12 protein-coding genes are annotated in these 12,601 nt (G+C 64.3%); 10 read left to right on the top strand and 2 right to left on the bottom strand.

The features are described from left to right. The first annotated feature begins 80 nt into the window (after nt 1-80). From RM96_RS13895 to RM96_RS13860, 8 genes are all read left to right on the top strand, one after another. Complete coding sequence (locus RM96_RS13895; RefSeq protein WP_039011284.1) at nt 81-1,004, top strand: histone deacetylase family protein; 924 nt, start codon at nt 81-83, stop codon at nt 1,002-1,004. Between the two features lie 9 nt (nt 1,005-1,013). Then, on the top strand, nt 1,014-1,808 hold the full coding sequence (locus tag RM96_RS13890) for an enoyl-CoA hydratase (RefSeq protein WP_039011281.1): 795 nt from the start codon (nt 1,014-1,016) through the stop codon (nt 1,806-1,808). Nucleotides 1,809-1,984: 176 nt separating this feature from the next. Continuing rightward, nucleotides 1,985-3,019 carry a methionine ABC transporter ATP-binding protein gene (locus tag RM96_RS13885; protein ID WP_039011280.1) on the top strand — a complete coding sequence of 345 codons (1,035 nt, stop codon included), beginning with the start codon at nt 1,985-1,987 and terminating at the stop codon, nt 3,017-3,019. Next, complete coding sequence (locus RM96_RS13880; RefSeq protein ID WP_039011277.1) at nt 3,009-3,662, top strand: methionine ABC transporter permease; 654 nt, start codon at nt 3,009-3,011, stop codon at nt 3,660-3,662. Before RM96_RS13885 ends, RM96_RS13880 begins: the two co-directional genes overlap by 11 nt. Nucleotides 3,663-3,740: 78 nt before the next feature. Further along, a complete protein-coding gene (locus tag RM96_RS13875) occupies nt 3,741-4,538 on the top strand; it encodes a MetQ/NlpA family ABC transporter substrate-binding protein (protein WP_039011276.1) in 798 nt (265 codons plus the stop codon). Between the two features lie 206 nt (nt 4,539-4,744). Next, on the top strand, nt 4,745-5,494 hold the full coding sequence (locus RM96_RS13870) for an electron transfer flavoprotein subunit beta/FixA family protein (protein ID WP_039011275.1): 750 nt from the start codon (nt 4,745-4,747) through the stop codon (nt 5,492-5,494). Between the two features lie 17 nt (nt 5,495-5,511). After that, nucleotides 5,512-6,447: an electron transfer flavoprotein subunit alpha/FixB family protein gene (locus tag RM96_RS13865; RefSeq protein ID WP_039011273.1), complete on the top strand. Its 936-nt coding sequence runs from the start codon at nt 5,512-5,514 to the stop codon at nt 6,445-6,447. Between the two features lie 99 nt (nt 6,448-6,546). Continuing rightward, a complete protein-coding gene (locus RM96_RS13860; protein WP_039011269.1) occupies nt 6,547-8,331 on the top strand; it encodes an acyl-CoA dehydrogenase in 1,785 nt (594 codons plus the stop codon). Between the two features lie 89 nt (nt 8,332-8,420). Here the strand turns inward: RM96_RS13860 and RM96_RS13855 are convergent, their stop codons facing one another. Then, a complete protein-coding gene (locus tag RM96_RS13855) occupies nt 8,421-9,725 on the bottom strand; it encodes a D-amino acid dehydrogenase (RefSeq protein WP_039011267.1) in 1,305 nt (434 codons plus the stop codon). A 109-nt stretch (nt 9,726-9,834) separates the two neighbouring features. On the opposite strand from RM96_RS13855, the gene RM96_RS13850 reads away from it, so the two are divergent. Together RM96_RS13850 and RM96_RS13845 are read left to right on the top strand one after the other, a co-directional pair. Continuing rightward, nucleotides 9,835-10,338, top strand: coding sequence for an Lrp/AsnC ligand binding domain-containing protein (locus RM96_RS13850; protein ID WP_039011265.1), 504 nt, complete (start codon nt 9,835-9,837; stop codon nt 10,336-10,338). 2 nt (nt 10,339-10,340) lie between these two features. After that, complete coding sequence (locus tag RM96_RS13845) at nt 10,341-11,567, top strand: PA0069 family radical SAM protein (RefSeq protein ID WP_082016545.1); 1,227 nt, start codon at nt 10,341-10,343, stop codon at nt 11,565-11,567. Between the two features lie 324 nt (nt 11,568-11,891). Here RM96_RS13845 and RM96_RS13840 read toward each other — a convergent pair whose 3' ends face one another. Then, nucleotides 11,892-12,386 (bottom strand): TM2 domain-containing protein, encoded by a 495-nt coding sequence (locus RM96_RS13840; RefSeq protein ID WP_039011264.1) that lies wholly within the window; start codon nt 12,384-12,386, stop codon nt 11,892-11,894. Between the last annotated feature and the right edge of the window lie 215 nt (nt 12,387-12,601).

The following is a 12,601-nucleotide window of genomic DNA, read 5'->3' as shown; positions in this document are numbered from 1 at the left end:
GGCCTCCCGGGCGGCTTGCTGGGTAGGCCGCGCGTCCTGTGCTAACGTAGCGATTGGAGACAAAATTGCGACGATAAGACATGCCGACAGGCTATTACACGCACCCCGAGTTCCAGCTGCACGAGATGGGCCATTTCCATCCAGAGTGCCCGGAACGCCTGCAGGCGATCGAGGATCACCTGATTTCCCACGGCATGGACGGCTTGCTCGAGCGCCGCGAGGCGCCGCCCGCCACGCGCGAGCAGCTCGAGCGCGTGCACCGGCCCGACTATATCGATTCGCTGGTGAGTGTCAGTCCGACGAGCGGATACCACCCGATCGATCCTGACACCACCATGAACAGCCATACGCTGGCGGCCGCCACCCTGGCAGCCGGCGCCGCGGTGGCCGCGACCGATGCCGTGATCGCCGGCGAGATGGAGAATGCCTTCTGCTGCGTGCGCCCCCCCGGGCACCACGCCGAGCCTGACCGGGCGATGGGATTCTGCTTCTACAACAACGTCGCCATCGCCGCACGCCATGCGCTGGAAGCGCACGGCCTGGAGCGCGTGGCCATCGTCGATTTCGACGTTCACCACGGCAATGGCACCGAAGCCGCTTTCCGCGGCGACGAGCGGGTGCTGATGTGCAGCTTTTTCCAGCACCCGTTCTACCCGTACAGCGGCACCGAGCATATCGCCACCAACATGGCGAATATCCCGCTGCCGGCTTACACCAACGGCATGGCGGTGCGCGAGGTGGTGGAGACAATCTGGCTGCCGCGCCTGAACGAGTTCAGGCCGCAGATGCTGTTTATCTCCGCCGGCTTCGACGCCCATCGCGAAGACGACCTCGGGCAAATGGGCCTGGTCGAGCAGGATTACGCCTGGATCACCGGCCAGCTTGTCGACCTGGCGCGTGTGCACGCCAACGGCCGCATCGTCAGCTGCCTGGAAGGCGGCTACAACCTGAGCGCGCTGGGGCGCAGTGTGCTGGCCCACCTCAAGGTGCTGGTCGAACGATAGGAGGCAAACATGGCCGAGAACGATCGGCGCGTGGATGCGCCACTACTGATCGAATCGCGCGATGCCGCCGGGGTGGCGCGGCTGACGTTGAACCGCCCGGAAGCCTTCAATGCGCTGTCCGAAGGACTGCTCGATGCGCTGGCGGAAGCCCTTGGCCGCCTGGCCGCCGATGACACCGTGCGGGTCATAGTCCTGGCCGGCGCCGGGCGAGCCTTCTGCGCCGGCCACGACCTGCGCGAGATGCGGGCGACGCCCTCGCACGATTACTATCGCCGGCTGTTCGACCGATGCACGCGGGTGATGATGGCCATCCAGAAGATGCCGCAGCCGGTGATCGCGCGCGTGCAGGGCATCGCCACGGCGGCGGGCTGCCAGCTGGTTGCCATGTGCGACCTGGCGGTGGCGGCCGACGATGCGCGTTTTGCCGTGTCGGGCGTCAATCTCGGCCTGTTCTGCTCGACGCCGGGCGTGGCGCTTTCGCGCAACATGTCGCGCAAGCAGGCCATGGAAATGCTGCTGACGGGCGACATGATCGATGCCGCTACGGCGCGCGAGCGCGGGCTGGTGAACCGTGTCGTGCCGGCGCTGCAGCTCGACGACGAAGTGGCGCGCCTGGCCGCCGGCATCTGCGCCAAGCCCGCGGAGGCGGTGGCGGCAGGGAAGGGCCTGTTCTACCGGCAGCTGGAGATGGGCATCGAGGCGGCTTACCAGCTTGCCGGCCAGACCATGGCGTGCAACATGATGGAGGAATCGGCGCTGGAGGGGGTGCAGGCATTCCTCGAGAAGCGGCCGCCGTCCTGGTGAGCTCCATAAGGCGCTTATTAGGCGCCCTATATGCCTTAGACATATAAGAACATCGGCAAAAATTCGTTTATGGCATGAAGCGAATCGCTTAAAATGTGCGCTTCATAAAAAATAATGTGCGGCAACAGCGCTGGAGACCTTCTCGCCCTGTTGCCGTTTTCTTTTGGTCACTTTTCATGATCGAACTGCAAGGGCTCTCGCAGCGCTTCCCCGGCGGGTCGGGTGAAGTGCATGCATTGCGGGACGTCAGCCTGTCCATCGCGGCGGGCGAGGTCTTCGGCATCATCGGCCGCAGCGGCGCCGGCAAAAGTACGCTGGTGCGCGCCATCAACCTGCTCAACCGCCCCACCAGCGGGCGCGTGATCGTCGCCGGCCAGGACCTGACCTCGCTGGACAATGGCGCACTGCGCCAGGCACGCCGCGACATTGGCATGATCTTCCAGCATTTCAACCTGCTGTCGTCGCGTACCGTCTACGACAATGTGGCGCTGCCGCTGGAGCTCGCCGGCAAGACAAAGGGCGAAATTGCGGCCACGGTGCTGCCGCTGCTGGACCTGGTCGGGCTGTCGGCCCTGAAGGATCGCTTTCCGGCGCAGATCAGCGGCGGGCAGAAGCAGCGCGTCGGCATCGCCCGCGCACTGGCCAGCAAGCCGAAAGTGCTGCTGTCCGATGAGGCGACTTCCGCGCTGGATCCGGAAACCACGCGCTCGATTCTTGACCTGCTCAAGCAGATCAACCGCGACCTCGGGCTGACCATCGTGATGATCACCCACCAGATGGAGGTCATCAAGCAGGTCTGCGACCGCGTTGCGGTGCTGGAATCCGGCCAGGTGGTGGAGGAGGGCCGCGTCATCGACGTGTTCCTGCGACCGAAGCATGAAGTCACGCGCGCCATGATCGGCGACGTGATTGCCCAGGAACTGCCGGAAAGCGTGCTCAAGCGCGTCGAAAGCCGTCTCGGCAACGGGCGCGACCACGTCTACCGTCTGGCTTTCACCGGTGAAGGCGTCGACCAGCCGGTGCTGGCCCAGGCGATCCGCCGTTACGGGCTCGATTTCAACATCCTGCACGGCCATATCGACGAGATCCAGGGCCAGGCGTTCGGCTCGCTGGCGATCATGGCTACAGGCGAACTGGCTGACGTGCGGGCAGCCATGGATTATCTGCAGGAGCAAGGCGTAGTCGTGGAGGAGATCGAGCATGTGGTCTGAAATGTTTGACCTGTTCCTCACCTCGTTCAACGAAACGCTGCTGATGGTGGCGATTTCGGGCGTGGTCGGCTCGCTGCTGGGCGTGCCCCTGGGCGTGCTGCTGCACCTGACCAACCGCGGCGGCGTGCTGTCGCATCCGCTGTTCAATCGCACCATCGGCGTCGTGGTGAACGCGGTACGGTCGATCCCGTTCATCATCCTGCTGGTGGTGGTGATTCCGTTCACGCGCGTTATCGTCGGCTCATCGATCGGCACGATGGCGGCCATCGTGCCGCTGACCATCGCGGCGATTCCGTTCATCGCACGCCTGGTGGAAAGCGCGCTGCGCGAGGTCGACAAGGGCCTGGTCGAGGCGGCCCAGTCGATGGGTGCGACCACCGGGCAGATCGTGTGGAAGGTGCTGTTGCCCGAAGCCATGCCTGGCATCGTCGCCGGCCTGACGATCACCTTCGTCAGCCTGGTTGGCTATTCGGCCATGGCCGGTGCGATTGGCGGCGGCGGGCTGGGTGACCTCGGCATCCGCTATGGCTACCAGCGCTACATCACCGAGGTGATGGTCGCAGTGGTGGTGATCCTGATCGTCTTTGTCCAGGCCGTGCAGAGCTTCGGCGACTGGCTCGTCCGGCGCATCAGCCACCGCTGAACCCGGATTTTCGAATTTCCGCGTGACATCGCGCCACAAGGGCACGACACAGCACAACCCTGAAAAGGAACGCACACAATGCAACGTCGCAACCTCCTGCAATGGATTCTCGGTGCCGCCATCGGCGCCACGCTGGCGACTGGCGCACTTGCCCAGGAAAAGCCGATCAAGGTCGGCGTGACGGGCGGCCCGCACGCCCAGATCATGGAACAGGTGAAGAAGGTCGCCGCCAAGGACGGCCTGAATATCCAGGTGGTCGAATTCAGCGACTACATCCAGCCTAACGCCGCGCTCGCAGCCGGCGACCTGGATGCCAACAGCTACCAGCACCTGCCGTACCTGGAAGCCCAGATCAAGGACCGTGGCTACAAGTTCACGAATGTGGCATTTACCGTCACTTTCCCGATGGGCGTGTACTCGAAGAAGATCAAGTCGCTGGACCAGCTCAAGCAAGGTGCGCGCGTCGGCGTGCCCAATGACCCCACCAACGGTGGTCGCGGCCTGCTGTTGCTGCAAAGCAAGGGCCTGATCAAGCTCAAGGCCAACGCCGGTCTGAAGGCCACGCCGCTGGATATCGTCGAGAACCCGAAGAAGATCCGCATTGTCGAGCTGGACGCCGCGCAACTGCCGCGTTCGCTGGATGACCTGGACGCCGCCGCGATCAACGGCAACTACGCGGAGTCGGCCGGCCTGTCGCCGACGAAGGACGCCATTGCCATGGAAGGGCCGAAGGGCCCGTACGCGAACCTGATCGCCATCCGCGAAGCCGACAAGAACAAACCCTGGGTGGCCAAGCTGGTGAAGGCCTACCATTCGCCGGAAATCAAGCAATACATCACTTCTACCTTCAAGGATTCGGTGATTACGGCCTGGTAAGTCGAGGATTTAATCCAATCCGACGATGCCCGCGGCCCCGGTTTGCGGCACAATCGGCGGACGGCTTGGAGCTTGCCGGGCTATGCCCGGCATAATTTTGCCGATAAAATAGTACGATCGTTCGAAAAACAGGAGAGCCGCCAACCCGGTGGTTATAATGACGAGCGAACAAATTTCTGACTATCAGCTATCAGTGGAGTGAGCGCATGAAAGTACTCGTCGCAGTCAAGCGGGTGGTGGATTACAACGTCAAGGTCCGCGTCAAGGCGGACGGCACCGGCGTGGATCTGGCCAACGTCAAGATGAGCATGAACCCCTTTGACGAAATCGCCGTCGAAGAGGCCGTGCGCCTGAAGGAAGCCGGTGTTGCCACCGAAGTCATCGCCGTCTCGTGCGGCGTGACCCAGTGCCAGGAAACCCTGCGCACGGCCATGGCCATCGGTGCCGACCGCGGCATCCTGGTGGAATCGAATGAAGACCTGCAGCCGCTGGCCGTGGCCAAGCTGCTCAAGGCACTGATCGACAAGGAACAACCGCAGCTGGTGATCCTGGGCAAGCAGGCCATCGACGACGATTCGAACCAGACCGGCCAGATGGTGGCCGCACTGGCCGGCCTGCCGCAAGCTACCTTCGCCTCGAAGGTGGTGGTGGCGGATGGCAAGGCTTCGGTGACCCGTGAAGTGGACGGCGGCCTGGAAACGCTGTCGATCAAGCTGCCCGCCGTGGTAACGACCGACCTGCGCCTGAACGAGCCGCGCTACGTCACGCTGCCGAACATCATGAAGGCCAAGAAGAAGCAGCTCGATATCGTCAAGCCGGAAGACCTCGGCGTGGACGTCAAGCCGCGCCTGTCGACCCTGAAGGTGGTCGAGCCTGCCAAGCGCAGCGCGGGTGTGATGGTGCCGGACGTTGCGACGCTGGTGCAGAAGCTGAAGAACGAAGCCAAAGTTATCTGAGCGCGGGGAGATAGAACATGACTGCACTCGTCATTGCTGAACACGACAATCAATCCATCAAGGCCGCCACGCTGAACACCGTGACCGCTGCTGCCCAGTGTGGCGGCGACGTCCACGTGCTGGTGGCTGGTTCGAACGCGGCTGCAGCCGCTGCTGCTGCCGCGAAGATCGCCGGCGTGAGCAAGGTCCTGCTGGCCGACGCCGCCTACTTCGGCGACGGCCTGGCCGAGAACGTGGCCGAGCAGGCGCTGGCCATCGCCAACGACTACTCGCACATCCTGGCTCCGGCCACCCCGTACGGCAAGAACATCCTGCCGCGCGTGGCTGCCAAGCTGGACGTGGCCCAGATCTCGGAAATCTCCAGGGTCGACGCCCCGGACACCTTCGAGCGTCCGATCTACGCCGGCAACGCCATTGCCACTGTGAAGTCGGCCGACAAGATCAAGGTCATCACCGTGCGCGGCACGGCGTTCGACGCGGCTGCTGCCGAAGGCGGCTCGGCTGCCGTCGAGAACCTGCCGGCCGTGGCCGACCTGGGCATCTCGCAATTCGTTTCGCGCGAAGTGGCCAAGAGCGACCGTCCGGAACTGACCGCTGCCAAGATCATCGTCTCCGGTGGCCGTGGCGTGGGCTCGGGCGAGAACTACACCAAGGTGCTGACGCCGCTGGCCGACAAGCTGGGTGCCGCCCTCGGCGCCTCGCGTGCCGCCGTGGACGCCGGCTTCGTGCCGAACGACTACCAGGTCGGCCAGACCGGCAAGATCGTCGCGCCGCAGCTGTACATCGCCGTCGGCATCTCCGGCGCGATCCAGCATCTGGCCGGCATGAAGGACTCCAAGGTGATCGTCGCGATCAACAAGGATGCCGAAGCCCCGATCTTCTCCGTGGCCGACTATGGCCTGGTTGGCGATCTGAACACTGTCGTGCCGGAGCTGGTGGCGGCGCTGGGCTGATGCCTCGCCGGCCGCGGAGCGGCCGGCTTGGATAGCAATTACGAGCCGTTCAAGGGGGGCACCCCTGAACGGCTTTTTTACACATATTGGGAGACATCGATGACCTACCGTGCTCCGCTCAAGGACATGCTGTTCGTGATGAACGAGCTGGCGGGCCTTGAAGCCATCAGCCAGTTGCCCGGCTATGAGGAAGCCACCCGGGAAACGGCCGAAGCCGTGCTCGAAGAGGCGGCCAAGTTCAATGAGCAGGTCGTTGCACCGCTGAACCGCGCCGGTGACCTGGATCCGAGCAGCTGGAAGGACGGCGTCGTCACCACCACGCCGGGCTTCAAGGAAGCCTTCCGCCAGTTTGGCAAGGGCGGCTGGCAAGGCGTGCTGCATCCGCAGGAATTTGGCGGCCAGGGCCTGCCCAAGCTGATCGCCACGGCCTGCAACGAGATGCTCAATACTGCGAACTTGTCGTTCGCGCTGTGCCCGCTGCTGACCGACGGCGCGATCGAAGCGTTGCTGACGGCTGGCTCCGATGAACAGAAGGCCACTTTCCTGCCCAAGCTGATCTCGGGTGAGTGGACCGGCACCATGAACCTGACGGAGCCGCAGGCCGGCTCCGACCTGGCGGCCGTGCGCACCCGCGCCGTGCCGCAGGGTGATGGCACCTACAAGGTCTTCGGCACCAAGATCTTCATCACCTACGGTGAACACGACATGGCGGAGAACATCGTCCATCTCGTGCTGGCTCGCACGCCCGACGCTCCGGAAGGCGTGAAGGGCATCTCGCTGTTCATCGTGCCGAAGTTCATGGTCAATGCCGACGGCAGCAACGGCGCGCGCAACGACGTGCATTGCGTGTCGATCGAGCACAAGCTGGGCATCAAGGCCAGCCCGACCGCGGTGCTGCAATTCGGTGACCACGGCGGTGCCATCGGCACGCTGGTGGGCGAAGAGAATCGCGGCCTGGAGTACATGTTCATCATGATGAACTCGGCGCGCTTCTCGGTCGGCATGCAGGGCGTCGCCGTGTCCGAGCGCGCCTACCAGCAGGCCGTCGCCTATGCCCGTGAGCGCGTGCAGAGCCGCCCGGTCGATGGATCGGCGCGCGAGGCTGTCACGATCATCCATCATCCGGACGTCAAGCGCATGCTGATGACGATGCGCGGCCTGATCGAAGGTGCGCGCTCGGTGGCCTACGTGGCCGCTGCCGCCAGCGATGCCGCGCACCAGCATTCGGACGAGGCCGTGCGCAAGGAGAGCCAGGCGTTCTATGAATTCCTGGTGCCGGTGGTGAAGGGCTGGAGCACGGAACTGTCGATCGACGTCACCAGCCTGGGCGTGCAGGTGCACGGCGGCATGGGCTTCATCGAGGAAACCGGCGCCGCGCAGCACTACCGCGATGCCCGCATCCTGCCGATCTACGAAGGCACGACGGCAATCCAGGCCAATGACCTGGTCGGCCGCAAGACCGTGCGCGACGGCGGCGCCGTGGCGCGCGCGATCTGCGCACAGATTGCCGAGACCGAAGCCGCGCTGGGCAAGCACGGCGGTGCAGCTTTCACTGCTGTGCAGGCACAGCTGGCCAAGGGCCGTGCCGCGCTGGAAGCGGTGGTGGAGTTCGTCGTCGCCAATGCCAAGTCCGATCCGAACGCGGTGTTTGCCGGCAGCGTGCCTTACCTGCGCCTTTGCGGCATCGTGTTTTCGGGCTGGCAGCTCGGCCGTGCCATGCTGGCCGCCGATGCAAGGCGCAGCGAAGATCCGAACTTCCACGACGCCAAGATCGCGACTGCGCATTTCTATGCGGAGCACATCCTGTCGCAGGCTTCGGGGCTGCGCGATGCGATCGTCAGCGGTTCGGCGCCGGTTAACGCGCTGACAGCTGAGCAGTTCTGACCCGCGCCTGTCGGATCGGAAAGTAGAAAGGGCGACCCGTCGGGGTCGCCCTTTTTTCGCTGGAGCCTGCTGACGCAGGCCGATACGAATCAGGCTACTGCGGGACGCGGCGCAACATGGCCGCGAGGCTGTTTCAGATAGCGCCAGACGGACAGGTCGTCCGAGCGGATCGCAGGCGACTTGCCCGAGACCAGGTCGGACAGCAGCTTGCCGGAGCCGCAGGCCATGGTCCAGCCCAGCGTGCCGTGGCCGGTATTGAGCCACAGGCCGCGCATCTGCGTCGGGCCGACGATCGGCGTACCGTCCGGCGTCATCGGGCGCAGGCCGGTCCAGAAGGTGGCCTTGCTGACATCGCCGGCGCCCGGGAACAGGTCGGTCACGACGTGCTCCAGCGTGCGGCGCTTGGCCGGGTCCAGGCTGCGGTCGTAGCCGACGATCTGCGCCATGCCGCCCACGCGGATGCGGTCGTCGAAACGGGTGATGGCAACCTTGTAGGTCTCGTCCAGCACGGTCGAGACCGGGCTGCGCTCGGCACTGGTCATCGGCACCGTGATCGAGAAGCCCTTGAGCGGGTAGACCGGCAGGTTCGACATGCCGGACAGGAACGGCCTGACCAGTTGCGTCGACCAGCTGCCCAGCGCCACCACGACCAGGTCCGCAACCATCGGCTGGCCATTGACCACGGCGCCAGTGACGGCGTCGCCCTGGGTCATCAGGCCGTCGATCGTGCGGTTGTAGAGGAACTGCACGCCCAGCGATTGCGCCATGGCTGCCAGCCGTTGGGTGAACAGCTGGCAGTCACCGGTCTCATCGTTAGGCAGGCGCAGACCGCCGCTCAGCTTGTGGCTGACTGCGGCAAGCGCCGGTTCGCTCGCGGCGAGTTCTTCGCGCGAGAGCAACTGGTAGGGCACGCCGGCTTCCTCGAGCACGGCGATGTCCTTGGCCGCGCCTTCGAGTTGCTCGGCGGTGCGGAACACCTGCAGCGTGCCTTGCTGGCGGCCTTCGTAGGAGATGCCGGTTTCCGCGCGCAGGTTGCGGATGCAATCGCGGCTGTATTCGGCAAGACGGACCATCCGTTCCTTGTTGACGGCATAACGCTCGGCGCTGCAGTTCTGCAGCATCTGCCACATCCATTGCAGCTGGAACAGAGTGCCGTCCGGGCGGATCGAGAGCGGGGCATGTTCCTGGAACATCCACTTGATGGCCTTCAGCGGCACACCGGGGGCGGCCCACGGCGACGCGTAGCCGGGCGAGATCTGCCCGGCGTTGGCAAAGCTGGTGCCAAGCGCGGGCGCAGCCTCGCGGTCGACGACCGTCACTTCATGACCGGCCTTGGCCAGATACCACGCACTGGTGACGCCGATAACGCCACTGCCAAGTACGAGAACGCGCATGTTCGGGGACTCCCAACTGAGATGTCAGGTCAATAAAGGATTTGCTTCTATACTATTGAAACTAATCCAGTCATAGTTACCGAATTTTTCTCAGAAACAGGAATTAATCATGAGAACGAGTCGCCAGCCCATGCGCACCCTCGACCGGCTCGACCGGAAGATCCTGGGCCTGCTGCAGGCTGACGGGCGCATGTCGATGAAGGACCTGGCCGAGGCGGTCGGGCTGACCATCACGCCGTGCATCGAGCGCGTCAAGCGCCTGGAGCGCGATGGTGTCATCATGGGTTACTTCGCGCGGCTCAGTCCGGCCTTGCTTGGCAGCGGGCTGCTGGTGTTCGTGGAGATCTCGCTCGGAAACAAGTCGGGCAATATGTTCGAGCAATTCCGGCGCGAGGTTTCCCGGATTCCGGAAGTGCTGGAATGTCACCTGGTGTCCGGCGACTTCGACTACCTGATCAAGGCGCGTATCCGCGAAATCGGCGAGTATCGGCGGCTGCTCGGCGACATCCTGCTGCAACTGCCGGGCGCTGCGCAGTCGAAGAGCTATGTGGTAATGGAAGAAATCAAGGAGACCCTGGCCATCTCCGTGGAAGAGAAGGGCCAGCCAGGCTAGACATGCGCCGTCCGGAACACGATTCAGGCAACGCCGCCAACCGCAAGCCGCGGGACGACGCTGAAGGCGGCGTATCCGGCCGGCGCACGCCTGTGCCGCGCAAGGGGCGTGGGGCGGTCAGCAACCTTCAGGGCCGGTTCGAGCGCGACCAGCGCGAAGCGTTTGACGACGGCTGGGGCGAGCATGCTGGAGACAACGTCTCCGAACCGGAAAGCGGTTCCGATGCCCCGCTCGCTGTCGCAAAGGAGGATCCTCCGCTACCGCCCCTGCGCACACAGGTCACCATCGAACGCGCCCGCTCGATCCTGACGCGCAACGCCTCGCCGGACATTCCGTTCGATGTATCGCTCAATCCATACCGGGGCTGTGAGCATGGCTGCATCTATTGTTTCGCGCGGCCCACGCATGCCTATCTCGATCTGTCGCCGGGTCTTGATTTCGAAACCCGCCTGTTCGCCAAGACCAATGCCGCCAAGCGCCTGCGCGAGGCGCTCGCCAAGCCGACGTATCGATGCGAAACCATTGCGCTGGGCGTGAATACCGATGCCTACCAGCCGATCGAGCGCGAACAGCGTGTGACGCGCGGGATTCTCGAAGTGCTCAGCGAATGCGACCATCCGGTCGCGCTGATCACCAAGTCGTCACTGATCGAGCGCGACATTGACATCCTGGCGCCGATGGCCGCCAAGCGCCTTGCCGTCGCCGCGGTGACCATCACCACGCTCGATACCGAGATTGCCCGCACACTGGAGCCGCGGGCCGCCACACCCCCGCGACGGCTGCGCACGATCCGTACGTTGTCCGAGGCGGGGATCCCGGTGGGAGTGAGCGTGGCGCCGGTCATTCCGTTCATCACGGAGCCGGACCTGGAGCGGGTACTGGAGGCCGCGCGCGAAGCCGGCGCGGTCTATGCGAACTACATCGTGCTGCGATTGCCTTGGGAAGTGCGCCCGCTGTTTGAAGAATGGCTGCAGGCGCATTTCCCGGATCGGGCCGAGCGAGTGATGAATCGAGTACGCGAGATGCGCGGCGGCAAGGACTACGATGCCAGCTTCGCGACGCGCATGCGGGGTACAGGGATTTGGGCGGACCTGATGCGCCAGCGCTTCTACAAGGCCGCCGACCGGCTCGGCTTTCGCTACAACCGGTTTGAACTGGATACTTCACGATTCCGGGCGCCGCCGAGAGGGCCGCGGGCCACGGACGATACACAGGGCTCCTTGTTCTGAGCAGGCGCCGCTGCCAGCTGGTCGCCGATCATCCTGCTCGCCAGCTCCAGCGCGGCTTTCGCGTTCGCGGGGGGAAGTCCCGAGGACAGCGCCAGCCTGACTGCGATGGCCGCCAGGCGTCCTTCTTCATAGGTAGGCATGTCGATCTGTGCTCCTTTGCGTCACCGGGCTCATGCCCGGCCCGCGCTTGCACCGCCAGGAGGCGGTCCACTCCCAGTATGGGCGATTTGCGCGAAAGCGGTGACACCGATTGCGGCCCAATTTGTGCAAGCGCAAATGGTGCGGCCAAGCGTTCGAGCAGGTCGAAGTCCACGGGGCCGGCGCTTACTGCGACAGCGCGCGTGCCGCCTCCACCTGGGATTCGAAGAAGGTCTGGAAGCTGATGGCCAGGCCCGCCATCAGCAGGCCGGTGCCGATCAGCAGCGACAGGATCACGAGAATCACCACCGGCCAGCCCGAGCGCGTCGGCTTGCCGTTCGGGTTGAAGCGCGCGTCCCACTTCTCGTCGGGGCGCAAGCCATAGACGATCGCGCCAAGGAAAGCGCTGATGACAGACGCTCCGCCTGCCACGGCAAAGGTCCAGTTCAGTGCAGGCGAGCCTGCGCCAACCACCATCGAGGCGATGCCGATCGCGCCGGCGAGCGTTGCCAGCAGGTGCAGCCATCCGTAGCGGTCGCGCAGGCCGCCAAGGTAGAAGCGATGCGCGCCCAGGCAGCCGAGCAGGAACGCCAGTGCCACGGTCAGCAGCTTCGATTTTCCACGTTCGGAAGACGAGACGAAGTTTGAGGACGCGTTAGTAGCTTGGCTGGCTGCGGTCATGGGGCGACGAGGCAAGTGGACGGCCGGCGGACGGGGCCAGCTGCTTTCTGTTTGACGAAGGGAAGGAGACCGGACGAGTGCCAGCCGGGACACATTGTACGCCGCCGCGGCAAGGGTTTGAACTGCTGACAGAATAGTTGCGCGTTCTTGCGCAGCTGTGCACAATTTGCGCATGATACGCACGATGGTCAGCATTCAAGAGGCTGCGGAGTTTC

This window comes from Cupriavidus sp. IDO, assembly GCF_000812465.1.
Classification (GTDB): Bacteria; Pseudomonadota; Gammaproteobacteria; order Burkholderiales; family Burkholderiaceae; genus Cupriavidus.
Note: the sequence above shows the minus strand (reverse complement) of the source record. Positions and strands in the feature narration are given on the sequence as shown.